This window comes from Caballeronia sp. LZ062 (assembly GCF_031450785.1).
In the GTDB taxonomy this organism is placed as follows: domain Bacteria; phylum Pseudomonadota; class Gammaproteobacteria; order Burkholderiales; family Burkholderiaceae; genus Caballeronia.
Genome location: NZ_JARTWB010000003.1, coordinates 193,010 through 218,870 on the forward strand (window position 1 = coordinate 193,010; position 25,861 = coordinate 218,870).

At 62.6% G+C, this 25,861-nt stretch carries 26 protein-coding genes; 14 read left to right on the top strand and 12 right to left on the bottom strand.

Annotated elements, in window-relative coordinates:
- Positions 1–28 precede the first annotated feature (28 nt).
- From P9239_RS21070 to P9239_RS21105, 8 genes are all read right to left on the bottom strand, one after another.
- On the bottom strand, positions 29–955 hold the full coding sequence (locus P9239_RS21070; protein ID WP_309754492.1) for an ABC transporter permease: 927 nt from the start codon (positions 953–955) through the stop codon (positions 29–31).
- Positions 948–2,063, bottom strand: a complete 1,116-nt coding sequence (locus P9239_RS21075; RefSeq protein ID WP_309754494.1) for an ABC transporter permease subunit — start codon at positions 2,061–2,063, stop codon at positions 948–950. Before P9239_RS21075 ends, P9239_RS21070 begins: the two co-directional genes overlap by 8 nt.
- Before the next feature lie 24 nt (positions 2,064–2,087).
- Positions 2,088–3,185, bottom strand: a complete 1,098-nt coding sequence (locus tag P9239_RS21080) for a BMP family ABC transporter substrate-binding protein (protein ID WP_309754495.1) — start codon at positions 3,183–3,185, stop codon at positions 2,088–2,090.
- A 27-nt stretch (positions 3,186–3,212) separates the two neighbouring features.
- The gene (gene atzF, locus P9239_RS21085; RefSeq protein WP_309756658.1) at positions 3,213–5,021 is read right to left on the bottom strand and encodes an allophanate hydrolase; all 1,809 of its coding nucleotides are present in this window, start codon (positions 5,019–5,021) and stop codon (positions 3,213–3,215) included.
- Positions 5,022–5,699: 678 nt separating this feature from the next.
- The gene (catA, locus tag P9239_RS21090; protein ID WP_309754497.1) at positions 5,700–6,635 is read right to left on the bottom strand and encodes a catechol 1,2-dioxygenase; all 936 of its coding nucleotides are present in this window, start codon (positions 6,633–6,635) and stop codon (positions 5,700–5,702) included.
- Positions 6,636–6,702: 67 nt separating this feature from the next.
- Positions 6,703–6,993 carry a muconolactone Delta-isomerase gene (gene catC / locus P9239_RS21095; protein WP_309754498.1) on the bottom strand — a complete coding sequence of 97 codons (291 nt, stop codon included), beginning with the start codon at positions 6,991–6,993 and terminating at the stop codon, positions 6,703–6,705.
- Between the two features lie 24 nt (positions 6,994–7,017).
- Positions 7,018–8,154 (bottom strand): muconate/chloromuconate family cycloisomerase, encoded by a 1,137-nt coding sequence (locus tag P9239_RS21100; RefSeq protein WP_309754499.1) that lies wholly within the window; start codon positions 8,152–8,154, stop codon positions 7,018–7,020.
- Positions 8,155–8,343: 189 nt separating this feature from the next.
- Entirely contained in the window at positions 8,344–9,546 is a 1,203-nt protein-coding gene (locus P9239_RS21105) for a porin (protein WP_309754501.1), read from the bottom strand.
- A gap of 337 nt (positions 9,547–9,883) precedes the next feature.
- On the opposite strand from P9239_RS21105, the gene P9239_RS21110 reads away from it, so the two are divergent.
- The 7 genes from P9239_RS21110 (at position 9,884) to P9239_RS21140 (ending at position 17,148) form a co-directional block, all read left to right on the top strand.
- On the top strand, positions 9,884–11,236 hold the full coding sequence (locus P9239_RS21110) for an MFS transporter (RefSeq protein WP_309754503.1): 1,353 nt from the start codon (positions 9,884–9,886) through the stop codon (positions 11,234–11,236).
- A gap of 36 nt (positions 11,237–11,272) precedes the next feature.
- On the top strand, positions 11,273–12,463 hold the full coding sequence (locus tag P9239_RS21115) for an acyl-CoA dehydrogenase family protein (protein WP_309754505.1): 1,191 nt from the start codon (positions 11,273–11,275) through the stop codon (positions 12,461–12,463).
- 28 nt (positions 12,464–12,491) lie between these two features.
- Positions 12,492–13,007 carry a flavin reductase gene (locus tag P9239_RS21120; RefSeq protein ID WP_309754507.1) on the top strand — a complete coding sequence of 172 codons (516 nt, stop codon included), beginning with the start codon at positions 12,492–12,494 and terminating at the stop codon, positions 13,005–13,007.
- A 2-nt stretch (positions 13,008–13,009) separates the two neighbouring features.
- Positions 13,010–13,684 (top strand): ethyl tert-butyl ether degradation protein EthD, encoded by a 675-nt coding sequence (locus tag P9239_RS21125; protein ID WP_309754509.1) that lies wholly within the window; start codon positions 13,010–13,012, stop codon positions 13,682–13,684.
- A 42-nt stretch (positions 13,685–13,726) separates the two neighbouring features.
- On the top strand, positions 13,727–14,647 hold the full coding sequence (locus tag P9239_RS21130; RefSeq protein ID WP_309754511.1) for a LysR family transcriptional regulator: 921 nt from the start codon (positions 13,727–13,729) through the stop codon (positions 14,645–14,647).
- A 127-nt stretch (positions 14,648–14,774) separates the two neighbouring features.
- The gene (locus P9239_RS21135) at positions 14,775–16,085 is read left to right on the top strand and encodes an MFS transporter (RefSeq protein WP_309754513.1); all 1,311 of its coding nucleotides are present in this window, start codon (positions 14,775–14,777) and stop codon (positions 16,083–16,085) included.
- 94 nt (positions 16,086–16,179) lie between these two features.
- A complete protein-coding gene (locus tag P9239_RS21140) occupies positions 16,180–17,148 on the top strand; it encodes a PDR/VanB family oxidoreductase (protein WP_309754515.1) in 969 nt (322 codons plus the stop codon).
- 5 nt (positions 17,149–17,153) lie between these two features.
- Here P9239_RS21140 and P9239_RS21145 read toward each other — a convergent pair whose 3' ends face one another.
- Entirely contained in the window at positions 17,154–18,074 is a 921-nt protein-coding gene (locus P9239_RS21145) for a LysR family transcriptional regulator (protein ID WP_309754517.1), read from the bottom strand.
- 169 nt (positions 18,075–18,243) lie between these two features.
- Between P9239_RS21145 and P9239_RS21150 the strand changes: the two genes are divergently transcribed.
- The 7 genes from P9239_RS21150 (at position 18,244) to P9239_RS21180 (ending at position 23,330) form a co-directional block, all read left to right on the top strand.
- The gene (locus P9239_RS21150) at positions 18,244–19,527 is read left to right on the top strand and encodes an aromatic ring-hydroxylating dioxygenase subunit alpha (protein ID WP_309754519.1); all 1,284 of its coding nucleotides are present in this window, start codon (positions 18,244–18,246) and stop codon (positions 19,525–19,527) included.
- On the top strand, positions 19,524–20,024 hold the full coding sequence (locus P9239_RS21155) for an aromatic-ring-hydroxylating dioxygenase subunit beta (protein ID WP_309754521.1): 501 nt from the start codon (positions 19,524–19,526) through the stop codon (positions 20,022–20,024). Before P9239_RS21150 ends, P9239_RS21155 begins: the two co-directional genes overlap by 4 nt.
- 64 nt (positions 20,025–20,088) lie before the next feature.
- Positions 20,089–20,463 (top strand): tautomerase family protein, encoded by a 375-nt coding sequence (locus P9239_RS21160; RefSeq protein WP_309755536.1) that lies wholly within the window; start codon positions 20,089–20,091, stop codon positions 20,461–20,463.
- 68 nt (positions 20,464–20,531) lie between these two features.
- A complete protein-coding gene (locus P9239_RS21165; RefSeq protein ID WP_309754522.1) occupies positions 20,532–20,912 on the top strand; it encodes a hypothetical protein in 381 nt (126 codons plus the stop codon).
- 3 nt (positions 20,913–20,915) lie between these two features.
- Positions 20,916–21,431 (top strand): nuclear transport factor 2 family protein, encoded by a 516-nt coding sequence (locus P9239_RS21170; protein ID WP_309754523.1) that lies wholly within the window; start codon positions 20,916–20,918, stop codon positions 21,429–21,431.
- The gene (locus P9239_RS21175; RefSeq protein ID WP_309754524.1) at positions 21,428–22,573 is read left to right on the top strand and encodes an amidase; all 1,146 of its coding nucleotides are present in this window, start codon (positions 21,428–21,430) and stop codon (positions 22,571–22,573) included. Before P9239_RS21170 ends, P9239_RS21175 begins: the two co-directional genes overlap by 4 nt.
- Before the next feature lie 13 nt (positions 22,574–22,586).
- Positions 22,587–23,330 carry an SDR family oxidoreductase gene (locus tag P9239_RS21180; protein WP_309755538.1) on the top strand — a complete coding sequence of 248 codons (744 nt, stop codon included), beginning with the start codon at positions 22,587–22,589 and terminating at the stop codon, positions 23,328–23,330.
- Between the two features lie 65 nt (positions 23,331–23,395).
- Here P9239_RS21180 and P9239_RS21185 read toward each other — a convergent pair whose 3' ends face one another.
- From P9239_RS21185 to P9239_RS21195, 3 genes are all read right to left on the bottom strand, one after another.
- On the bottom strand, positions 23,396–24,163 hold the full coding sequence (locus tag P9239_RS21185) for an MBL fold metallo-hydrolase (RefSeq protein WP_309754526.1): 768 nt from the start codon (positions 24,161–24,163) through the stop codon (positions 23,396–23,398).
- Between the two features lie 388 nt (positions 24,164–24,551).
- Positions 24,552–24,779 carry a glutathione S-transferase C-terminal domain-containing protein gene (locus P9239_RS21190; RefSeq protein ID WP_309754528.1) on the bottom strand — a complete coding sequence of 76 codons (228 nt, stop codon included), beginning with the start codon at positions 24,777–24,779 and terminating at the stop codon, positions 24,552–24,554.
- The gene (locus P9239_RS21195; RefSeq protein WP_309754530.1) at positions 24,710–25,339 is read right to left on the bottom strand and encodes a phosphatase PAP2 family protein; all 630 of its coding nucleotides are present in this window, start codon (positions 25,337–25,339) and stop codon (positions 24,710–24,712) included. Before P9239_RS21195 ends, P9239_RS21190 begins: the two co-directional genes overlap by 70 nt.
- Between the last annotated feature and the right edge of the window lie 522 nt (positions 25,340–25,861).

The following is a 25,861-nucleotide window of genomic DNA, read 5'->3' on the forward strand; positions in this document are numbered from 1 at the left end:
TTGATCAACGAGTGGATCAACGAGTGAATCAACGAGTGAGGCTGAGTTCGCCGGGCGCGCCGGCGAGCGTGCGGTCCGGCCGGCAGTTGACGAGCATGATGGCGAGCGTCAGCACATAGGGCGCGGCGTTGAAAAGGTAGTAGCCGCTTGTGACGCCGATCGCCTGAAGCGCCGGCCCCAGCGCGCCCGCGGCTCCGAAGATCAACGCGGCCCACAGGCACCGCAACGGCTGCCAGCGCGCGAAGATGACGAGCGCGACGGCCATCAGCCCTTGTCCGCTCGACAGGCCTTCGTTCCAGCTGCCCGGATACACGAGCGACAGATACGCGCCGCCGACACCCGCGAAAAAGCCGCCGGCGGTTGTCGCGAGAATGCGCACGCGCGTGATCGGGTAACCCATCGCGCGGGCGCTTTCGGCATTCTCGCCGACGAGACGCAGCGCCAAACCCCAGCGCGTATGACGCAAACCCCATTGCAAGGCGAAAGCCAGCAGCACACCAGCGATGAACAGCGGATTCACATGCAGCGCGTTGTGCAACTGCGGCGACGACGTCCATGCGCCGAGGTCGATCGACGGCAGCATCGGCGCCTGCGGCTCGATGAACGGCTTGCCGAGATAGAACGCGAGGCCGGTGCCGGCGAGCATCAGCGCAATGCCGAATGCAATATCCGACACGCGCGGCAGCGAGCACACGAGACCGTGGAGGCAGCCGAGCAGCAGCCCGGCGCAGCCGGCGGCGAGCACGCCGAGCCACGGCGAACCGGAGAGGTACGCGGCGGCATAACCGGTCATCGCGCCGGAAACGAGAATGCCTTCAAGCCCGAGATTGACGCGGCCACCCTTCTCCGTCAGGCATTCACCGATGCTCACGAACAGATAGGGCGTGCTGACGCGGATAGCGCCCGCAAAGAGCGACAGCAAGAGCACGGCAACGGGTGAATGTGCATCAAACATGGGTGCCCTCCAGTCCCGAAGCAGAACGCGCGGTCGATATCGCCTGCAAGCGGATGCGCCATGCCGCGAGACGGCCGCCCATCGCTTCCCACGCGAGCAGATTCGCGAACAGGAGACCCTGCAAGACGAGCGTGGTGGCGTCGGGCAAGCCCAGACGGCGCTGCAAGAGCGACCCACTCGCTTCGATGCCGCCGACGAGGACCGCGCACAACGCGATGGCAAGCGGATTCTGGCGCGCCGCGAACGCGACGAGAATGCCTGCATAGCCATAGCCCGCGAGCAGCGAGGCGTTCGCACTGCCCTGCACTGCCGCGACTTCGAACATGCCGGCGAGACCCGCTGCCGCGCCGCCCATCGCGCATGCAGCGATGGCGAGTCTGTTCACCGGTAAGCCGACGAGCTTCGCCGCATGATTGTTGCCGCCCGCGACGCGCATCGCGAAGCCCTTGGTGCTGTGACGCACGAAGACCCATGCCGCGATGCACGCGAGCGCGCCCCAGAACAGGCCCCAGTGCACGTCGAGTCCGGGCAGCGAACCGATGGCAAGCGCATCGGGGACCGGTGGCGTCGACGGCTTGTTGAGGCTCGCGGGATCGCGCAACGGCCCTTCGACGAGATGCTTGAACAGGGCAATCGCAATATACGACATCAACAGGCTGCTGATGGTCTCGTTGACGCCGCGAAGTTGCCGCATCGCCCCGACCGCGCCGATCCACACGCCGCCCGCGAGCATGGCGGCAAGCGCCATCAGCGGTGCGGCGGCGAACCACGGCATCGCGGCGGGCACACGCGCCGCCACGACGGCCGACGCCAGTCCGCCGAGCGCGAGCGCGCCTTCACCCCCGATCACGATCAGTCCGACTTGCGCGGGCAGCGCGACGCACAACGCCGTGAGCATCAACGGAGCGGCGCGCAACAACGTGCTCTGCCATGCGAACGACGAGCCGAACGCGCCCTGCGCGATCAGCACCAGCGCATCGTAGGCGGGTTGGCCCTGCACGAGCAGAAACAACGAGAACAGCACCAGCGTGCCGGCGAGCGCGCACAGCGTCGGTAACGCGGGCAATGCGCCGACGGCTGCGCGCGATAACAAGGAAGAAGATGGCATCTCAGCTCCGCTTCGCGAACCCAGTCAGATCTGCCCGACCACGCCCGAGACGAGATAGTTCATGCTCTCCAGCTTGATATCCGTCTGTGCGTAAGCGGTGCCGGACGCGATGGCGCTGCCGCCCTTGTTGTCCTTCAACGGGCCTTTGAAGATGACATATTCGCCCGCCGCCATCTTCGACTTGATCGCATCGGCGTTGGTGCGGGCGTCCGGCGTGACCTTCGCGCCATAGGGCGACATCTTCACGAAGCCTTGCTTGAGGCCGCCGCGCAGGATGTTCGCTTGCGGCTTGCCGGTCTGCGCATCGGTGACGATTTCCTTGAACGGCGTCTGCCAGTCCCACTCCGCTCCGGTCAGATAACCCTTCGGCGCAAGCGCGGCCTGGCTCGCGTGATAACCGCAGCTCATCGCGCCGCGTTTCTCCGCTGTTTCGATGACGACCTTCGGGCCATCGACGTGGCAGGTGAGCACGTCGCATCCCTGATCGACGAGACTGTTCGCCGCTTCCGCCTCCTTGACCGGCATCGACCAGTCGCCGGTGAAGATGACATGCGTCGTGATCGACGGATCGACCGATTGCGCGCCGAGCGTGAACGCGTTGATGTTTCGTAGTACTTGCGGGATCGGCTTGGCGGCGACGAAGCCGAGCTTCTTGCTCTTGCTCGCGTGACCAGCGACGACGCCGTTGAGGTACTGGCACTCATCGATATAGCCGAAGTAACTCGCGATATTCGACGGGTCGCCCTGCTTCCACAGACCGCCGCAATGTGCGAACCGGACCTTCGGATACTTCGCGGCCATCTTGAGCACGTGCGGATCGAAATAGCCGAACGAGGTCGCGAATATCAGCGTCGCGCCGTCCTGCTCGATCATCGCTTCCATGGTCTTTTGCACGGCAACGGTCTCGGGCACGTTCTCTTCCTCGACCACTTTCACGCCCGGCATCTTGCGGATGACCGCCGCGGCCTGCGCCTGCGCCTGGTTGTAGCCGTAATCGCCCTTGGCGCCGACATAGATCACGCCGACGGTGAGGTTGCTCGCGCCGAACGCGAGATCGAACGGCAAGGCGCTGCCGAGCGCGAGCGCGCCCGCGCCCTTGATGAACTGGCGGCGATTGGTCATGGTGTGGCTTCCTGTGTGAATGGATGGTCAGAGTGGGGATGCGACGCTGTGCCGGTACGCGCGCCAGCCGCCGAACGAAGTGATGTCGCGTGCGCCGCTTTCCGGCGCGACGGCGGCGGGTTCGCAGATGAAGCCTTTGACCTCGCGGCCATCGCCGGTCGTGATCGTGCCGATGCCGAGCGGCGCGGGAATCGCCGCGACGAATGCGCCGAAGCTGCGCACGGGCATCTCCCATAGTTCGATGGCGATCGCGCCGCCTTCCCCGCGCGTGCGCACGAGGCCCGGCTTGGGCGGCACCGTCTCGGCAAGCGCGAAGAGCTTGTAATCCGGCGACGTCACGCTTTCTTCGACGAAGCGGGCACCCGCCTGCCTCATCTGCCATTCGAGCGGCATGCCGCGCAGATGCGCCCCGACGACGGCGAGCGTGACGACAGGCTCCTGAATCGGCAAGGGATCGATGACCGCGTCGCGCGCAGCGTTGTTCAGAAGCGCCTCGATGCGCGCGGCCAGAACCGCGAGCCGCTGATCGGCTCCCGCCGGTCCGATCAGTGTGATGCCGGCGGGCAAGCCATCGGCGCGCGCGACGCCGGGCACGGCGAGCGCGCACAGATCGAGCAGATTGACGAAGTTCGTGTAGACGCCGAGACGGCTGTTCATCTCCACTGGATCGGCCCGCACACTCGCGATGGTCGGATGCGTCGGCGTCGTCGGAACGATGAGCACGTCGGTGCCTTCGAACAGTGCTTCGGTTTCGCGCCTGAGCAGCATGAGTGCGTACTGGCCGTCGAAGGCATCGGCGGCGGAGAATGCATCGGCCTTGCCGATCACTTTTGCGACGGTCGGATCGATATCGCCGTGATTCGACGTAAAGAAATCGCCCAACGCCGCGCGGCGTTCCGCGACCCACGGACCGTCGTAGAGCAGCGCGGCGGCGCGCTGCATCGGCGCGAAGGAGAACGTCGCGGGTGTCATTTCCAATCTGTCGAGCGTGGCGGCGAAGGCATCGGCCGCTTGCGTGTCGCCGAAGAATTCGAGCGTATCGGGTATCGCCACGCGTGGCGCATCCCGCAGCAAGCCGAGCGATGCGACACGGCGCGAGTAACCGTCGAGCGCGTCGAAAGCGGCCATCTGTTGCAGAACCAGCCACGCATCGCCGACGTCGTGCGCGAAGATCGAGAGTGTGTCGAGGCTCCTGCACGCCGGTACGACGCCGCGCTTGCTGACGAGCCCGAGCGTCGGCTTCAGTCCGACGATGCCATTGAAGCCCGCCGGCACGCGGCCCGATCCGGCGGTGTCAGTGCCAAGCGAGAACGCGACGATGCCTTGCGCCACCGTCACAGCCGAACCCGAACTCGATCCGCCCGAGACATAGTCCGGGTGATCGACTTGTCGCACGGCGCCGAAGGGCGAGCGCGTGCCGACGAGGCCGGTCGCGAACTGGTCGAGGTTCGTCTTGCCGATCAGGATCGCGCCCGCATCGATTAAACGCTGCACGGCGAACGCGGTCTCGTCCGGCGTATAAGCGAACGCGGGACACGCGGCGGTCGTCGGCAGTCCCGCGATGTCGATATTGTCCTTGACCGCGAACGGCACGCCGAACAACGGCTTGCGCGCCAATAGCGCAGCGCCGATGTCTGCGAGTTCGCGTGCGAGCGCCGCCGCCGTGGCTTCGAGTGCGGATGCGGAAACGACGAACGTCCAGGCCTCGGGGCGGTCGCTGGCTTCGATACGCGCGAGCGTCGAAGCGACGACCTGCAACGGATCGATATCGCCGCGTGCGTACGCTTCGATGAGTGAGCGGACAGTGATCGGGATATCAGCCACGGACGCTTCCATGAGTTCAATCTTGAATACAAGTTCGAACTCACAATGCACTGTCCGTGCCAAGCGAGCTTATCGGTTGCGAATCAACGACTTGGTGCGATGCGGCCGATAGATGTCGATGCGGGCTGACCCATTCGAGGTCACGAAGCGGCCAGCGACGGTGCGTCTAATCCCTTTAGGAGTGCACTGACGGAACGTACATGTCGCGATGCAATTAGCCGCGGCTGTCGTGGCGAGTCTCTAAGTTGCACCTGCCGATCGAACAACTCGTAGGTGAATTGCGCTTTGTCGGACAGCACGCAACGTGGCGCGTCGCGAGAAAGCCCGGCGGAATGCCGGGAACAGCGATTGGCACGTTAATGGGTTGAAGTCGTCAACATTCGCCTCCAGTGGCTGCGCGAAAGAAGCGCCGCGGTCGATCGCTCGCCGCATGCGTTCGCGCGATTGTGCTGGCGGGCTTGCCGGATTACGCCGCCTGTCAGCAGCGCACGAGCGATACATGGCGTGACGTGCGGCAGTGGACGCGCATGTCATCTTCGATACTGCGCGTTCGGGAGATAGAAGATGCGCGTGCAGTGAAGACCGACCTCGATCGGTCATGATGTGCCGGGATGAAGTCTGGTCGGCGCTGGCGAAATACACATCATCGCGAGATCACACGCGACGGCAGCTAGCCGTCGCTTCGCGGACTCATGCCGTCGCGGACGTGCGCTGACGACTGACAAGTTGATTGTCCTTGCCTTCGACGAGGCGTGTCAGCGCGATATCGAACTCGATCTCCTTGTAGACGTCGTCCTTAAGACCGAGCGCAGCGCCACCCGTCTTCTCGACGACGTGAGGGATCAGTTCCTCGCGCGTGGCGTACGCGAAGTCATCCCAGATTAGCGGGTCGCCCTCGATGTTGATCTGCGTCGTCAGCTTGCGGAAGTTGTCGCTCGTCACGAAGAAATGGACGTGTGCCGGACGATTGCCATGCCGCGCGAGCACGTTCAGCAACTGTTGCGTCGAACCGTGAGGCGGGCATCCGTAGCCTACGGGCATGAGCGTGCGGAACTCGTACTTGCCGTCCGGTCCCGTCCGCACCGCGCCGCGCAGGTTGAAGTCACTCTGGGCGCCGGTTGTGTCGAAATGCGAGTAGAAGCCTTTCGAGTTCGCATGCCAGCACTCCACGACGGCATTCGCGACGGGCTTGCCATCGGGACCCGTCACGGTGCCGCGAACAATGAGCGGCCCGGCGGCTTCGTCGGGATCGACGTCGATCTTTGCAACCGCATCATGCAACGGCGCACCCGCCACATACAACGGACCTTCGATGGTGCGCGGTGTGCCGCCGTGAATGTCTGCGTGACGATCCTGCGCATCCATGCGAATGTCGAGAAACTTCTCGAGACCGAGGCCTGCTGCGAGCAAGGCCGCTTCTCCGTCGCGACCGAGCCGGTTGAAGTAGTTCACGCCCGCCCAGATTTCATCGGGCGTCATATCGAGATCGTCGATGGCCTTGAACAGATCGCTCAGCAGCCGATGAGTGATCTGCTTCGCACGGCCATTGCCCTGCTCGCTGCCGAGATTGGCCGCTGCCGAAAGCAGGTCCTGAACTTCCTTGGTATCGAAAACTTTGACGCTCACGATGTTGTCTCCTTAGGGTATTGGGGCTACGACGCTGCCTGGCTGTTGTGCGACGCGACGCTCGGACTCACGCGTCGTCTTCGCGAACGGACGACGGATGACGGCACAACGGCGTCACCGAGATGCGCATGTACGGAAACAACGGCAGCGCAGTGAGAATGTCGTGCAGTTCGGCATTGCTCTGGACGTCGAAGATGCTGAAGTTCGCGTACTCGCCCGCGAGGCGCCATATGTGCCGCCACTTGCCGCTGCGCTGCAAGTCCTGCGAATAGGCTTTCTCGCGCGCCTTGACCGCGTTTGCCATCTCGGCGGGCATATCCAGCGGAAGTTTCACATCCATGCGTACGTGGAAAAGCATTGCGTCCTCTCGTCGGATGTTGGCTTACTTGATGACCGCGACATGTCCGTCGCGTGTGAAGCGTTTGATGCGGGCTTCGTCCACCTCGATGCCGAGGCCCGCGCCGCTCGGCACGGTCAGTTCGAAGTCGCTGTAATCCAGCGGCTCGACGAGAATCTCTTCGGTGATGAGCAGCGGGCCGAAGAGCTCGGTGCCCCAATGCTGATTGGGCAAGGTCGCGAAGAGCTGTGCCGATGCAATGGTGCTGACCGCGCCTTCCAGCATGGTGCCGCCGTAAAGCTCGATTCCCGCCGCATCGGCGATGGCGGCCACACGTTGTGCCGCGAAGAGACCGCCGCTTTGCTCGATCTTGACTGCGAAGACGTCGGCACCTGCCTGCTTCGCAATCTGGAAAGCGCTTTCGGAACCTTGCAGGACTTCGTCGGCCATCAATGCGACGGGGAAACGGCGCATCAGGCGCGCGAGCGCCGCCGTGGATGGAACCGGCTGCTCGACCAACTCGCAGCCGGCATCGACGAGCGCGGGTATCGCTCGCGCAGCCTGCGTTTCACTCCACGCCATGTTGACGTCGACCCGCACGGACCCGCGTTCTCCGAGCGCACGCTTGATGCCGGCGACATGCTCGATGTCTGCCTCGATTTCCCTTGCGCCGATCTTCAGCTTGAAGATTTTGTGGCGACGGCGCTCGAGCATCATCTCTGCTTCCGCGATGTCCTTGTTCGTATCGCCCGATGCGAGCGTCCAGGCGACCGGCAGACGGTCGCGATGCCGGCCGCCCAGCAGTTCGCTAACGGGGACGCCGAGGCGCTTTCCCTGCGCGTCGAGCAGCGCGGTTTCCAGCGCACTCTTCGAGAAGTGATTGACCCGCACGAGCTTGCCGAGATAGGCCATGAGCGCCTGCACACGCGTCGCATCGCGGCCGATGCATGCGGGCGCGAGATACGCATCGGTGGCGAGCTTCATCGACTCGGGGCTCTCCGGACCATAGGCCATGCCGGCGATGGTCGTGCCTTCGCCAATGCCGACGACGCCGTCGCTGCAGAACACCTTCACCAGCATCAGCGTCTGCCCGTGCATGGTGGCGACGGAAAGCTTGTGGGGGCGAATCGTCGGCAAGTCGACGAGACAGGTTTCGATGCGTTCGATCGTCGCTGAAGTCATGGCGATAGGCTCCATAAGTGCAAGGGTGACGCCGGCGCTGTCCAGGCTCGCCGCGCGCATATTGCTCGTTGCGGCCCGCGTGGGTTGAGGAGACAAATTAATTCGCCGGCACGCATCGGTCAAATAGATCAAATGTCGCGTACGTCATCAATGAAATGAATGACGCATAGGTGCCATCGCCGGTGCCCTTCAGAACTTGTGGCGAATGCCCACGCGGACTGTGGTTTGACGATCACTTGTCGATGGCGTGAGGTTGTTGATTGCGGCAACGGCCGCCGCGCCGGTTGAGTCGGTGCCCGATGCCTTCTGATAGACGCCGATCACATATACGTCAGTGCGCTTCGACAGAAAGTAGTCGGCGCCAAGGGCGCCCTGGTAATACTTCGCGCCCGGATTGTTGCCGGTGGCCGAATCCACGTCGCCGCCATTCGTGTAGTCGAACGCCGCGCCGAGCACGAGCGCGGGGGTGATTTGATACTTCAAGTTCACTTCCACGTTGTTGAAGATTGCATTGCCGGCGTAGCCGCGTGGATTAGGTCCGGAGTTCACCGTGTCGCCGAGGTTCTTGAACTGCACGTTCGAATACGTGGCGCCCAGCGTGGCGGGGCCGAATGCGTAAGCGGCGCCAGCCGCGACGACTTGATAAGTTCGCGCCGATGCATAGCCGCTATACACCGGCGACGAGATGAAGTTCGCGCTCGCAGTGGCCGGCGTGCTTGCGCCGTTGTCGCCGAAGAAGCCGACGTTCGGGTTGCGCGCGTTCAGGTATGCGACGCCCAGCGTAAGCGGCCCGTTCGCATAGCCCACCCCGAGGGACCACAGCTGATTGCGGGAAACCGCGCCTGCCACGCCACCCAGACTGTAGACGCCGCCGAACGACACGCCGTAGTACGCCTTACTAATGAACTTGATCGCGTTGTTCACGCGATATGCGTTATTGAGATTGTCCAGATCGCCTGGATGCGCGCCGATATATCCCGCCCACTGGGTCCCGGACTCGAACGGGCCCACATAGTCCACGACCGAATCGTATTGACGACCAAGCAACAGGGTGCCAAAAGCGCTGGACAAGCCCACGTACGCCTGGCGACCGAACATCAGGCCCTGGGTGCTGCCGCGATTCTTCTGTGCAAGCGAGCCGTTGTTGGGATCGAAGCCGTTCTCGAGTACGAACAGCGCAGCGAGCCCGCCGCCAAGCTCTTCCCTACCCCTCAGCCCCCAGCGGCTTGCCTGCATGACGCCGCTCGACAGGTTGTAGAGATTGTGACCGCCGGAGTTCGAGGTCCAGTTAAAGCCATCGTCGACGATGCCGTACAGCGTCACCGCGGTTTGTGCCTGCGCCGTGCCTGCAACTGCAAGCAGCGCGAGAGAAGTTGCCAAGGCGAGTCTCATACGTGCGGGTTCCATGCGAGTCGTTCTATTGAATGACGCAATAAAGGCTCATTGCGGAGTTGAAGGAGAAGCGCCACGCAGTCTGCGGTCGCCTGTTTCACACGGCAAATAAGCCAAAAGCATGACCGTCGATAAGCGCGATCGATATGTCATTCAAAGCAAGGGTTATCACGTACGGCACGCAAAGGCACATGCACCAGATTCATGTCGTGCATTTTTGTCTCGAATTTGACCGCGGTTATCGACGCTCATATCGTGGGCACATCGCATCGATACGACTCGCGCCGCTTCTAGAGCATCAGGGAAGCGGGAACCATCACCTCATGTCTTCCCCACCATGAACCCTGAAGCTCTGAACCCCGATTTGGGCACGCTCACTCAAAGCCGAGCCGCCCGTCCCACAAGCACCGTGCGCCGTGCGGTCACTACTGCAGTACTCGGGCAGATCCTCGAGTGGTACGACTTCTTTCTGTATGGAACGGCTGCCGCGCTCGTCCTCGGCAAGCTGTTCTTTCCGGTCGGCACTGATCCGCTCACGGGCACCATCGCCGCATTCGGCGGCTTCACGGTCGGCTTCATCGCGCGACCCATCGGCGGCGTGCTATGCGGACATATCGGCGACCGTTACGGCCGCAAGGCCGTGATGATGCTCACGCTGCTTACGATGGGTACCGCCACGGTTTTGATGGGCGTTTTGCCGACGTATCAGCAGGTCGGCATTGCGGCGCCCGTGATGCTGGTTCTGCTGCGCATTCTTCAGGGACTGGCTGCCGGCGGCGAATGGAGCGGCAGTATCTTGCTGATTCATGAGAACGCGCCGCAATCGAAGCGCGGAGCACTTGCGGCATGGAGCCCCTGTGGCGCAGCACTCGGCTTCGTCCTTTCCACCGGCGCGTTCCTTCTGGTGCAGAACCTGCCGGCGGGCGATTTTCAGAGCTGGGGATGGCGCCTTCCGTTTCTCGCGAGCGCCGCACTCGTTCTTCTCGGCTTGTGGATGCGCCGCTCGGTCGGAGAAAGCGCCGCATTCGCCGAATTGAAGGCGACACGCCACGAAAGCCGCATGCCTGTCATTGAAGTACTGCGCCAATGTCCGCGCGAAGTGCTCACCGTGTTCGGCCTGCGCTTCGGCGAGGGCGCGGCGTCCTACCTCTTCTTCGCGTTCTCGATCGCATATGGGCAGTTCCTCGGCATCAAGTCGAGCTGGATTCTGAGCGGTCTGTGCATCTCGATGCTGCTCATGATCCCCGTGTCGCTCTTCTTCGGCTGGATGACCGACAAGGTCGGACGCAAACCGGTGTATCTCGCCGGCGCTATCGCCATCGTGGTCGTCGCGTGGCCCTACTTCGCGCTGCTCGGCTCGGGCGAATACTGGAAGGTGGTTGCGGCGCTCGTTCTCGCGAACAGCATCACGCTCGGCATCCTCGAAGGCGCGCAGCCCGCGTTCATCAGCGAGATGTTGCCAGTGCATCTGCGCTTCTCGGGACTTGGCATCGGACGCGAAGTCTCTTCCGTACTCGGCGGCGGCCTCTCACCGATGATCGCCACCGCGCTGCTCGCCCACTATCACAGCGCCGTGCCCGTCGCCATCTACCTGGGCGTACTGGGCCTCATCGCTGTCGCTGCCACGTTGATCGCACGCGAGACGTATCCCAAAGCAATGCGCGCCGCGCTTCGTGGCCAGCCCGAATGAATGACACCGACACACATTGACCGAGAGGTATCAGCTATGCAAGCCCTTCAAAGCGAAGCCATCATCGATTCGCAGAGCGACTATCCCGAGTACGCCGGATCGCTGTCGCTCGATGCGCTGATCGAAGAAGTCGAGCGCCGCCGCGACGAGTTCGACGCCCTGTCTCACGTGCCGCGCGACATGGTCGGCAAGATGAAGCGCGCGGGCATCTTCCGCGCGAGCACGCCCAAACGTTTCGGCGGCGACGCACTGCCGCCTGCGCGCTTCCTCGAGATGCTCGAACGCATTGCGATCGCGGACGGTTCGACCGCATGGGTGGCGGCGTTCGGCTCCGCCAACACGTACCTCGCCTCCCTGCCAGTCGAGACACAGGCGCAGATCTATGCGACCGGTCCCGATCAGGTTTTCGCGGGCGGCTTGTATCCGCTGCAGAAGGCCGAACGTGCGCCCGGCGGCTTCCGGGTGTCGGGACAGTGGCGCTTCGCGAGTGGCTGCAAGGGGGCGGACTGGATCGGCGTTGGAATCGGCGGCGTACCCGCCGGCGCGGACGACAAGAACGCCGGCAAGCCCTTTACTGCCGTCTTCCCCGCGAGCGAAGTCGAGATCGTCGACAACTGGAACGTGGTCGGCATGCAGGGCACGGGCAGCCATGATCTGCGCCTGAAAGACAAATACGTCGAGGAGCAATGGACCTTCGTGCGCGGCGGCACGGCACTGATCGATGAACCCTTGTACCGGTATCCCGCCGTCGCCTATCAGGCGCAGGTGCATGCTGCCGTAAACATCGGCCTGGCGCGCGCTGCGCTCGACTTGCTGGCGGAAATGTCCGGAGTAACGAAGACCACGACCGGCGCGCCGCGTCTTGCCGATCGCGCCTACTATCGTTCCGGGCTTGCGCAGGCGGAAGCGCAACTGCGCAGCGCGCGGGCATTCTTCTTCGAGTCCGCGGAAGCATCGTGGCGCACGGTGCTCGCTGGCGATCCGGTATTACCCGCCGAAGCCAACCTGTTGCGTCTGTCCGCGACGCACGCGGCTCACACCTGCGCCGATATCGTGATGCAAGCGTACAAGATGGCGGGCATCGGCGCGATCTATCGCGAGAACCGGATGCAACGTCTGGTACGCGATTCGATCGTCGTCACCCAGCACGCGTTCCTCGGCGAAGGCAACTACGACGCAGCGGGCGCGATCTTCGTCGGCATTCCGCCCGTCACGCCGTATCCCTGAACCCGCGAACCCCGAAAGGACATCAGCCATGACTCACGATCAAGCGCGCGCGCAGTTTCGCAACGCAATGGCCTCGCTCGGCGCGGCCGTCAACGTCATCACCACCGACGGCCCGCACGGACGATGCGGTATCACCGCAAGCGCCGTATGTTCGGTGACCGATACGCCACCGACGATGCTCGTCTGCATCAATCAATCGAGCTATGTTCACGACGTGCTGCTCAATAACGGCCGAGCGTGCATCAACGTGCTGGGCGCGCACGCGCAGCAACTAGCGCGCGTGTTCGCGGGCATGGACGGATGCTCGATGGACGAACGTTTCGCGCGCTGCGGCTCGCGGCCGGGCGCACTGGACCTTCCCGTGCTCGACGACGCGATCGCGAGTCTCGAAGGCCGTATCGTCGACAGCAAGAAGGTCGGTTCGCATTCGGTGCTTTTCGTACAGGTCGAGCACATCGGCTCATGCGAAGACGGCGATGGCCTCGTGTACTTCTGCCGGCAGTTTCATCGGCTCGCGCGGGCAGCATCCTGCGAGGCGGCGTGACGATGCAAATCTGCCTGTTCCTCATAGGTCCAAGCGGACGAGAATCGCTAGCCGATAGTGCGCAGTTTCAGGACATCGAAGGCTTGCGCAAACTGATCGTGCACGAGCCGATCATCCAACCGGTCGATCCGCGCATTGCGCCGGCGGCCGATGCGCCTTCGTGCGTCCTGCAGCTCTATTTCGATGAACTCGCCACCCTCGAAGCGGCCGCGAGCCGCGATGGGCCTGTGCACCGCGCACTGCGAGCACAGCCGTTAGCGAAGCGCTTCACGCAGCAAGTCATGGCGGTGCGAGCCCTCGTGTTACCCACGCCGGGACGCGAAACGCGCGCACAGCGGTGTACGTATCTCGTCGCGTACGAAGGCCCGGCCGAAGACTTCGACACATGGCTCGCGCACTACCTCCAGCATCACGCGCCGCTGATGTCGACGTTGCCCGCACTGCGCGAGCTGGAGATTTATACGCGCATCGAAAGCACCATCGGTTTGCCTTGCGCGCGCGCGGATGCGATGCAGCGCAACAAGGTCGTCTTCGACGACGCGTCCGCCCTCGCCGACGCGCTGGCTTCGCCAGTGCGCGACCTGATGCGCCGCGACTTCCATGCTTTGCCGCCCTACGAAGGAGGCACGCCGCATTTTGCAATGCGCAGCACATACGGTAACCTCGCCACACATTGATCGCTGCATGGCGGACCATGCGCTCGTTCGTGAGTCAACCGTATGACGAAGCTGAACCTCGGTCTCGCCGATCTGAACTTGCTGCGCGTATTCCTTGCCATCTGGGATCTGCGCAGCCTCACCGCCGCCGGCGACCGTCTCGAGTTGACGCAGCCTGCGGTCAGCCACGCGCTGCGGCGCCTACGCACGATCTTCAATGATCCGCTCTTCGTGCGCACGCCCACCGGCATGGTGCCGACCGATGCGGCGCATCGGTTGTACCCACCGCTCGCGAAGGCCTTATCGATCATCAACGAGGCGGTCCAGCAGCTTGCCAGGTTCGATCCTGCGACGGCGCGGCGCGTCTTTCGCATCTCGATGTCGGACATGTCGGAGTTCTTTTTTCTGCCACCGCTCCTCGCATTGCTCGATCGCGAGGCGCGCGGCATTCGAATCGAAGTCGTCAATGTTCCGGTGGAATCCGTGAGCGCAGCCATGCGCGCGGGAGAGATCGATCTTGCTCTGGGTTACGTGCCGGGTCTCGACGAGGGGTGCATGAGCCAGACCTTATTCGTCGACGAGCATGTCTGCGTGGTGCGCGCCAACCACCCCTTGGGCAAGTCGCGGCCCACGCGCGAGGACCTGGCCGCCTTGCGCTACGTCTACGCGAGCACCAGCGCGACGGGCCATCGCATGGTCGAGCAATGGCTCGACGAGCTCAATTTCAAGCGCGATGTCGTGGTCCGGCTGCCGCATTTCGTCGTGGCACCCGAAATCGTGATGAACACGGACCTCGCCGTAATCTTCCCGAAGAGCATTGCGCGGCGCTTCAACCGTGGCAAGGCATTTCGCATTCTGCCCTTGCCGTTCGCTCTGCCGCCCATCGAAATACAGATTCACTCGCACACTCAGTTTGCCAACGATCCTGGCGTCGCGTGGTTGCGGGAGACCATCTCCGAGATGTTCCGTCAGCCCGAGGAGTGACGTTCATTTGCTGCGCTGATATCACGACGTCTTTTCGGCGAATTTGACGACGGTCGGACTCGCCTCGACACTGTTTGCCATGCGAAGCCTTCGAGGCCGCAGTCCTACTCTTTCGATGCGAGCAGACATGGCAACAGTTCCTACCCCGACCGCCGCAACCAGCGCAGCAATGCCGGACCGCGCCCTCAAACGTATCGTGATTGCGTCGGTCGCGGGCAATGCGATGGAGTGGTACGACTTCTTCGTCTATGGCACAGCGGCCGCGCTCGTATTCGGCAAGCTGTTCTTCCCGGCGAGCGCCGATCCGCTGATCGGTACGCTCGGCGCGTTCGCTGCGTTCGCAATGGGCTTCGTCGCGCGGCCGCTCGGCGGTATCGCGTTCGGCCATATAGGCGACCGTTACGGACGGCGCGCGTCGCTCGTCTGGACGCTGCTTATCATGGGCTTTGCGACCTTCGGCATCGGCCTGTTGCCGACTTACGATCACGTGGGTCTTTGGGCTCCAGTTGCGCTCGTCGCACTTCGCCTCTTGCAAGGTGTTGCGTCCGGCGGCGAATGGGGTGGAGGCGTACTGATGATCAGCGAGAACGCGCCTCCCGAGAAACGCGGCTATTACGCCGCGTGGAGTCAGCTCGGCGTGGGTGGCGGTTTCGTGCTGTCCTCTGCCGCGTTCCTCGCGGTGCAGGCGTTGCCGCACGAGCAGTTCATCTCCTGGGGATGGCGTCTGCCCTTCCTCGCGAGCATCGTGATCTTTGCACTCGGCGTCTACATTCGCCACAGCCTGCCGGAGAGCCGCGACTTCGAGAACGCGGAAGAAGCGGGCAAGACATCGCACATGCCGGTGCTCGAAGCCATCAAGCGTCATCCGAAGGAAATCCTGGTAGCGATGGGCCTGCGTGTCGCGGAAAACGGCGGCGCCTATATCTTCCTCGCGTTCTCGCTCGTGTACGGCAAGTTCATCGGCATTCCCAATTCGACGATGCTTACCGGCGTCATGCTTGCCATGATCGTCGAAATGATAGCGATGGTGCTGTGGGGCAAGCTCTCCGATCACATCGGACGCAAGCCTGTGTACATGATCGGCGCGGCTTCGCTTGCGGTGATGGCCTTCCCGTTTTTCTGGCTGCTCGACACGCATGCGACCCCGCTCATCTGGCTCGCACTGGTGCTCGGCACTGCCGTCTGTCACGGCGCGATGATCGGCACCTTGCCTGCGCTCGTCGGCGAGTTGTTCAGTACGGAAGTGCGCTACTCCGGCGTCGCTCTCGGGCATGAGGTGGCCTCGATTTTCGCAGGCGGTCTGTCGCCGCTGCTCGCCACCGCGTTGCTGTCGCACTATCACGCGTCCTGGCCTGTCGCCGTGTTCCTCATCGTGCTTAGTCTCATTACGGTCGTCACGCTGCGCTTCACGCGCGAAACGCGCCATCAGTCACATTGATTCGATACCGCATTTTTAATCGATTTTGCTTATTCGACGGCTGGTACTACTATCGACGCACGGTTTCAGGAAACACCTCGAAAGGAAGGCGATCATGCAAGCTCACACCGTGAAAGTCCGAGTCGACGCGTTGCGCGAGGAAGCGCATGGCGTGCGGTCGTTCAGCGTCTCAAGAATCGACGGCGCGCCGTTCGAACCCTACGAGCCGGGTGCGCATATCGACGTCACCAGTCCCTCGGGCGTGACACGGCAGTATTCGCTTTGCGGCGATCCCGCCTGTCTCGAGACGCAGGTCTTCGCGGTGAAGAAGGAAGAACAGTCGCGCGGCGGTTCTCGTTCGCTTCACGAGGAAGTGACCGTGGGCACTGAACTGGCCGTCGGCGCGCCGCGCAATCTCTTCCAACTCGACCCGGCGGCAAGCGAGCACATTCTCATTGCGGCGGGCATCGGCATCACGCCATTGCTGTCGATGGCGTATCGGCTGGTTGCGAGCAACGCGCGCTTCACGCTGCACTACTTCGCGCGCAGCGAGGCGCACGCGGCTTTCATGACGCTGCTGACGCGCGCCCCGTTCAGTGCCCACGTGAAACTGCATTACGGCGTTGAGCGCAACCAACAGCGCAGCAAGCTCGCCGAATGTATCAGCGATGCCGGTCCTGACGCGCATGTCTACACGTGCGGCCCGAGTGCATTCATGGATGCTGTGGTGGAGACGGCACAAGCTCGCCTGCCTGCGAATGCGATTCATCTCGAGCGCTTCAAGGCCGAGCCCACCGTAGAGGCCGAAGCATCGCTGGACAGCTTCGAGGTAGAACTAGCCAGCACCGGACAAACGGTTCGCGTGGACAAGAGTACGTCGATCGTCGACGCACTCGCCGCGATCGGCGTCGAAGTGGATACGTCGTGCGGCGAAGGGGTGTGCGGTACGTGCATGGTCGACGTCGTGAGCGGCGAACCCGAACATCGCGATCACTGTCTGAGCAAAGCGGAACGCGCGAGCAACACGGTGATCTGCTGCTGCGTGTCGCGTTCTCGTTCGCCTGTGCTGGTGCTCGATCTCTGACGAGATCACATTTTCTTGAAGCTCGCGAGGGTGTCGGTCATCAGGCTGCGCATCCACGCAAGGCCTTCGTCTTCGTGGAAGTGCTCGTGCCAGTGCATCGTCACGGCCACTCTCGGCAGCGGCACCGGCATCGCGTAGATGCGGAACGCGTCGCCTCGATTGAGAATATGTGCGAGCTTTTCCGGCAGCGTGGCGAACAGGTCCGTTGCGGCCAGCACGCCGGGCACCGCGACGAAATGCGGCAACGCCAGTGCGATATTGCGCCCGACGCCTTGTCCGCGCAGCGCGTCGTCCAGCGCGTCATGGCTGTGCTCAAGCGAGCGAACCTGGACGTGTGAAGCCGCAAGAAAGTGCTCGAGCTTGAGCTTGTTGCCCGCGGGCAGATCGTCGCGTTCGCGCGTCATGCACACATACGATTCCTCGAAGAGCACGCAATGGCGCGTGCGCGGCAACAGCGACGGCAAGTTCCCGATCGCAAAATCCAGCCGACTCGAGCGCAACGCCTCTTCTATCTGTTCAATGGGCAATGGCTCGACGACCAGCTTTGCGCGCGGCGCGGCGTCGTGTAACGCGGCGCAGATCGCGGGGAGATACGCCATCTCTCCCGCATCGGACAGCGACAGGCGAAATGTCCGCGTGCTCGTGGCCGGATCGAAGCGCTCGGCGTAACGCAACGCCTGCCGCACCGTGTCGAGCGCGCGTCCCACGATCTCGGCCAACTCCAGCGCGACGGGCGTGGGCTGCATGCCCGCCCGCGTGCGGATGAACAGTGTGTCGTCGAACAAGGTTCGCAATCGTCCGAGCGAATAGCTGACCGCCGGTTGAGAGAGCGCGAGCCGCTCGCCTGCGCGCGTCAGGCTGCGCTCTTCCACGATAGCCTGGAAAACGCGCAGAAGATTGAGATCGATGTGGTCGATAGAGGTCATGGCGGACAGTTCCAGATATCGGCCGCACTTATCGAGCGACCCGTTTTTAATCGATTTGACGCATGATCTTCGAAAAGCGAGACTGATGTCAACGAGAGGATGCGCCGAGTGCACGGCCAGGCTCGTATTAGTCGCTCAATCAGCCACTCAACTTCTCCCCAGGAATACGATGAGTACGCCGACATACCAGACCATCGACACGAGCGCGCTCGCAAAGCGCGCGCAGTCCGATCGCATTGCGCCTTCGCTCTACTACGATCCGCAACTCTTCGAGGAAGAACTCGAACGCATCTTCTACAAGACGTGGGTGTGGGTTGCTCACGACAGCGAGTTGCCGAAGCCCGGCGACTTCGTAACGACGACCATCGGCCGCCAGCCGGTCATCGTCGTGCGGGATAAAACGGGAGCCGTGAACGTACTGCAGAATCGCTGCCGTCATCGCGGCGCGACCGTGTGCGAAGAGCACAAGGGCAATGCGAAAGGCTTCACGTGCCCCTATCACAGCTGGTCATACGCGCTCGACGGCACGCTGCGCGCGCTGCCCTACGGCGACGGCTATGAAGGCGTATGCGAGAAAAAGGATCTGCCGCTCAAGAAGCTGCGCGTGGGCGTCTATCAAGGGCTTATTTTCGCGAGCTTTAATGAAGATATCGAATCGCTCGAAGACTTTCTCGGCGGTGCGAAGCCTTGGGTGGACCTGTTCATGAAGCAGGGCGCGGGCTATCCCATCAAGGCCAACGGCGAGCACAAGTTCAGGTTCAAGGGCAACTGGAAGATCCAGCTGGAAAATACGACGGACCTTTATCACTTTCCCGTTGTGCATAAGTCCTGGATGAAGTCTATCGACGACGAAACGGCCGCCGTCATCACGAGCTTCATGACGAGCGAGGAAGCGTTCTGCCGCTCACTCGGCAACGGCCATAGCCTCGCGGTACTGGTGCCGGAAATCGTCGATCTCGACAAGGACGACGGCGCCCCGCTGCCCGACCGCTTCTACGAACTCGCCGCGCAACTCGCGCAGAAGCACACGCCGGAGGAAGTGCGGCGCATCGTGCGTTCGCTGATGGGCGTCGGCTTCAATCTCAATCTGTTCCCGAACCTCGCGTTGTCGATGGCGTTCTTTCGCGTGCTGCGCCCGATCTCGGCCGAAGAGACGGAAATTCGCCATGTCGCGCTCGCCATGGACGGTGGCCCCGAAGAGGCGAACCGCGTGCGGTTGCGCATTCATGAACACTTTCAGGGCCCGTTCGGTTTCGGCAGCCCCGACGATGCCGAAGCATGGGAACGCGTTCAGCGCGGCTCATACGCCGGCCCCGACGTGCCTATCCTGGTGAACCGCGGCCTGAATCGTGAAACGACCGCTCCGAACGGAGAGAAGACCGCGCACGCAACCGATGAAACCGGCATGCGCGAAGCCTATAAACAATGGCGCGCGATGATGGAGCAAGCATGATGGACGACCGTAACGCACTTCTCTCCGACCAGACCTTTGCTCGCGCTATCGAATTCATCTGGCGTGAAGCCGAACTTCTGGACCGGCGCGACTACCGGGCGTGGCTCGAACTGTGGGACCCCGATGGCATCTACGTGGTGCCCATCGACCCCGACACGACCGACTACGAAGCGACACTGAACTACGCATTCGACGACCAGCACATGCGCGAACTGCGCGTGCAGCGCATGACGTCCGGCTATTCGGCTTCCGCCAGCGACGCTGCACGTACGGTGCGCACCGTGTCGCGCTTCACGCGGTCTTCGGATAGCGCGGACCTCATGGAAGTGAAGTCCTCGCAGATCATCATTGCGTACAAGCGCGGCGTGTCGACTATTTTTGCCGCCGATCTGACGCATAAGATAAGGATGGCTAACGGACAACCGACGCTCGTCGAGAAAGTTATCCGCCTGATCAATTCGACCGAAGCACTGAACGCCATCGGCTTCCTGCTTTGATTGCAATCCCGCACCGGCGCCTGCATCGTTCATGCATTGTGCCGGTGCGCTCTCCTATTCGACCATGCCGACACTCGAAGTCTATCTGCCTCAGGGTCACTCCGACGAGCGCAAGACATCGCTCATCCAGGGTCTGACCCAAGCGACCGTCGACGCGATTGGCGCGTCCGCCGAGTCCGTGCGCATTCTGCTGTCGGAGCTGCCGGCCTCGAACATCGGACTGGGCGGGAAACTGACACCCGCTGCGTTGCCGGTCATCATCGCGATCTTGATTGCGGGCCGCACAGAGGCGCAGAAAGAGGCGCTCATCAAGGATCTTTCGGAGACCAGCGCCTCCGTCCTCGATGTGCCTTTGCAGTCCACGCGCGTCATGATCAAAGACATTCCCAATACCGATTTCGGCTTGGGCGGCAAGACCGCTCGCGCGTTGGGCCGATAAGTCGAAGTCGGACCCATTTCTCCGCGATCCGTACGCCGGACCTGCTGTTCGGCTCGAAGGCAAACAAGATGACGAACGATACTCGAAGCCTGCCGCTGCGCGTGCTGTTCTGCTGCGGCGTGACGCAGAATTTCTTCGACTTGCCGCGTGAGCAGATCGGCGAGGTGTGGCAGGCGTACGGCCACATGCTCAGCATCATCGAAGCAATGGAAAACGTACGAGTGCTGGGCGTCATGGATGATGACCGGCTTGTTGTCGGCAACGCCGACGGGGCACCGTGGACCTTCTACATCATGGCCGACGTCGCCGACTTCGACGCCGCCGTTGCAGTGTGCAATCTGTATCGCACGACGCCTGTGGGCGCATACAACCTTTGGCGCTACGGGAAGATCGAAGCGCGCGTCGGGCGCGCGCTGACGGTTCCGCCCGCCGTTCCCAACAAGGGGTGAATCATGACGGACACGACCATTGAGAGTCTGCAACTGCGCTTGCGCCTGCTGGAAGCGCGCGACGCGGTTCGCAAGACCATTGCCCGATACATGGCGCTCTGCGATGTGCCGGCACGCGCGCTGGACGGCGAGTCGCTGGCGGCGCTCTTTAGCGATGATGCCGTGTGGGAAGGCATCGGTCCGCAGTATGCGGACAAGTTCGGCCGCTTGCAGGGGCCGGGCGCCATCGTCACGATGCTGCAACGCTACTTGCCGCCCACGCCGCACTTTGCCACGAACGTTCACTTCCTCACGAGCGAGCATATCGAGGTACACGGCGACACGGCGAAAGGCCGCTGGATCATGTTGCAGGCATCCGGCTATGTCGATGCAAAAGCCGAACTCATCGCAGCGCGGCTCGAAGTGGATTTCAATCCCTCGCCGCACCGTGAAGACGTGTGGCTGATTCGTCACTTCCGCACAGAGCGCATGTTCGACGCGCCCTGGCGCATGAACTCGGCGCAAGGAGCCCGTGCATGAGCGCCTTTCTGCGGATGTTCGATCTCGCTTCGCACGCCGCTGCGGATGCGCCGACAATCGCAATCAAAGACAGCATCGATGTAGCCGGCTATCCGACGACCGCGGCCAGCCGCGCGCTCGCAGATGCGCCGCCTGCGCCGCGGCATGCAGAAGTCGTTCAGCGTCTCCTCGATGCAGGCTGGCGCATTACCGGCAAGACGAACATGCACGAGCTCGCGTTCGGCATGACAGGAATCAACGACTTCAGTGGGACGCCCGTCAACCCGCAAAATCCGGCTCGTATTCCCGGGGGTTCGTCGAGCGGCTCGGCATCGGCCGTAGGCTTGCATCTCGTCGATGCGGCGCTCGGCACGGATACGGGCGGCTCGGTGCGCTGCCCTGCCGCATGCTGCGGCGTCATCGGACTGAAGCCGACGTTCGGACGCGTATCGCGCGAAGGCGTCGCGCCGCGCCAGACATCGCTCGACTGTGTCGGTCCTTTTGCACGGGAGATGAATAGCATCATCGACGTGATGCTCGCGATCGATGCGTCGTTCCAGGTCGGCCGTGCGCGCCGCGACGTGACCGGACTGCGCGTCGCGCTGCCCGAAGTGGAAGCCGACGGCGAAATCCGCGATGCGGTAGCGGCGGCCGTCGCGCGGAGCGGACTGGCGTCGCGTGCCGTACAGCTGAAATCCCTGCGCGACGCCTTCACGGCGGGGCTCGCCGTCATCAACGCGGAGACGTGGCATGCGTTCGGTCATCTGGTCGGCAGCGGAAAGCTCGGTCCGGACATCATGGCGCGCCTCACCGCCGCCGCGAACACGCAGGACTCGGAACTCGTTGCAGCCGAGCGCATCCGTCGCGTCTTCATAGGCCAGGTCGACCGCGTGCTGGAAGACTCGGACGTCCTCATCCTTCCGACGCTGCCGTCGCCGCCTATCACCATCGAGGCCGCGAGGGCGGGCGCTTCGGTCATTGCAATGTCGTCGCTTATCCGGCCGTTCAACCTGAGCGGCCATCCTGCGCTGACGTTACCGGTTCCGATCGATGGGACATCGATCAAGGCGGGGTTGCAGATTGTCGGCCGACGCGGCGACGACGAGACAGTTTGCGCCGTCGCCGCGTACTTCGAAGCGATGCGCGCTCCCAATGCAAAATAAAGGAGCTGACACCATGACGAAGAGAGTCGTGCTTGTAACCGGCGCTGCCCGCGGCCTCGGTGAAGCGGTGACGCGCCGCTTCCACGGTGCCGGCTACAACGTCGCGCTGGGCGATATCGCTGTCGATGCTGCCGAAAGACTCGCGCGCGAGCTAAGCAGCGACGAAGCGAGCGCGTTCGCCGTGAAGCTCGACGTAACGAAGAAGGCACATTTCGAAGCGGCACGCGATGCGCTGCTCGACCGGTGGGGTGCGATTGACGTGCTCGTGAACAATGCAGGCGTATCGAAGATCGTGCCGGCAATGGATATCACCGCCGAGCAATTCGACGAGGTGATGGACGTCAATCTTCGCAGCGTGTTGTTTGGCTGTCAGGTGTTCGGGCAGCACTTTGCCATGCAGGGCGCCGGACGCATCGTCAACATCGCCTCCCTCGCGGGACAGAACGGCGGCTCGGCTACCGGTGCCCACTACGCCGCGGCCAAAGGCGGCGCCATTACGCTTACCAAAACTTTTGCGCGCGATCTCTCCGCGCACGGTGTGACCGTCAACGCAATATCGCCGGGTCCACTGGATCTGGCTGTCGTGCATGACAGCGTACCGCCAGACATACTGCAAAAGGTGATTGCGGGCATTCCGGTAGGCCGCCTGGGCTCCGCGAGCTATGTCGCAGACGTCGCCGTGTTGCTCGCATCCGCCGATGCCTACTTTGCCAACGGCGCGTGCTGGGACATCAATGGGGGACTCTTCATGCGCTGAGCGCCCGATACGCTGCGCACCCTCAGGCAGGATTCGTTGCGGTTCCACCCCACGTCCGGCAGCGATCACTCGCGCTTGGCCAGATAGGCGTCGATCAGGGCGACCAGCCGGTCCCGTCCGAAGCTCGCGTCGTGTCCCGCGTGGACGACCTGCACGGGCAACTCGCGCAGACGCTTCATCGTGCGCACATAGGTCGAGATGTCAGCACCGCCGATCTCGTCAAGCAGCGGGCCATCGTAGATCGCATCGCCGGAAAACAACGTGCCGGTGCCCGGCTCCCAAAGACCGATGCTCCCCGGTGAATGGCCTGGCAGATGGAGGACTTCGAAATGCCGGTTGCCGAGATCGACGATATCCCCTTCTTTCACCGCTTCAGTGACGGACGCAGGTCGCACGCGGTAGTCAGACATCTGGTAATCGGCGCTTGGTAGAGCGGTTATCAGATCGCCATCGAACGGATAGCCCCACTCGTGGTATCGACGAATCGCCGCATCGCCCAATACTGACGCGAGAAGCGTTCCGTGCTGGCGTGGCGAGCGCAGGTTATCGGCCTCGAGTTCGTGGACAAGCGTGTGCTCGAACTCGTGATGCCCGCCAACATGGTCCGAGTGCGTATGTGTCGCCACTGCGATCACGTTCTTTTGCAGCAGATGCCGGGCGGCGTCGCGCAGACTGGCGATGCCCATTCCGGTGTCGATCATCAGGTCCCGGTCGCGGCCCCGAACATGCCAGATATTGCATCGCATCAGTGGCACGACGTGAGGTTCCCACAGCAGGGTGATTTCGTCACTGATGCGCTTCAGTTCAAACCAACGGTCGGCAATCGGTAGCATAGTCGTAGAAGGTCACTCAAATACCAACGGAAGCGAGGCCAGGGCCAACGAAATCTTGCTGCATGTTCAGGATCTCGTCGAGTTGGAGTATAGCGACCTGACGTGAGCGAAGGTTGACTTCCGGAGCCGCCGTCACGGTGACCGGCAAACGGAACGCAGCCAGCCGCTGGGATACCGCCTTGCCCGCGGCTCAGGTCGCCCGGGCTGCGACGAACGGCGCTGGTTGGGTGATTTGAATGTTTGCTGCGAAAGAGGCCCGTGCCGCTAGAGGACACCTTCGACCCGACGGCCTAAGCTTGTCTACGCTCGGGCTGCCTCAAGCTAACGAGCCGCTCGTGTATCGCCTCGCACTGCCGGACGAGGTTCCGCCTCGACATCACGTAGCGCTTCAACGGCGTCTCAATGTCGTCGTAATAGGTGTTGGGGACGCAGCGTAAATCGCGGCATCGATGGTGGCCGGCTCAGTCCCGAAGAAAAAGCACCTGTCGCCGAGCAGATTGGCCACCACGCGCAGATCGGCGATGGAAGATACTTGCGGGTTGCTAGTTAGAATCGCTTCGATAACCCAACGGCGAAGCCGTGAGGCAGAATCATTACCGATATCGGCGTTTCCCATGTCGTCGTCAGGTACCCAACGGCTGTTCCAAGCGCCCACCCGCCGAGAACGTCGGTCTGCCAATGCGCGTGCGATTTCATGCGTGCGACGCCGTCATAAAGAGGCAGCAGTTCGAGCGCCCATACAGCAGGATAGCGCCGTCCATAATGAACGATGAAAGGCGTCACGAAGCTGGCCTGCAGCGTGACTTCCCCGCTCGGAAAACTTTGCCCACCTTGGAACCAGGCGTTGGGGCCTTTTCCGGCGGACGGCCGCTGCCGGCCGAATGCATATTTCATCCCCTGAGCCGCAGCCGCAGAAATGGCTTCAGAGTCCAGCGTCTGCCAGAAAGTGTGTCCGAGTTCACTGTCGTTGCCGAGCCAAAGCGCCCCGCCGACGCCGACTGCAATAGCCGAATATTCGATTGCGAGCTGAACGTTGCGATTCCAGATGCCGCTGTTGTCATAGGCGATCTCGTGATCCAGTCCTGCCGAAGCGGCCTGGCTCGTTATCACCAATACGACACAAACAAGCAGGTGCCTGACTGCAGATGTAGCGGACCGAATCGAATTCTCAGACATTCACCGCACTCCCAATCGTTCGAACATCGTAGGTGCCTGCTTCAAGGCTAATAACGGCGCCTTATGAAACGCTTAAGGCGCGCTCGACAGGCCTGCGATTGGGTTTTTGTTACGGAAAAGCAACGGTGAACAGCGGTTCACGCGCAAGGACTTCCCGCGCGGCGCCATTGTATGTTTGCAGCCGTTGGCTATGTACGATTTGCAGCGTATCCGTAGCGCACTGCAGCCGGTACCTGCGTCGCAGATCGGCCAGTCTGGAGCCGCGACCCGGTCGCCTCAGAAAAGTTGCGTCCGCGCTCGCGCATGCCCCACCGATAAACCGATACGGTAGACGTTGCCTACGAAACGATGTTCGCGGGAGACGACCTAAGCCTTCCCACTAAATCCCGACAACGGTGCGGTAAGCAGGGCTTCCGCTTAGGAACGGGCCTAACATGCCGCGCTTGTTTTGAGCAAGCGACTCCGGATTCCATTGATCGCCGGCGTTCTATACCTGATCGGCGTCTCCCCTTTCGATGCTTA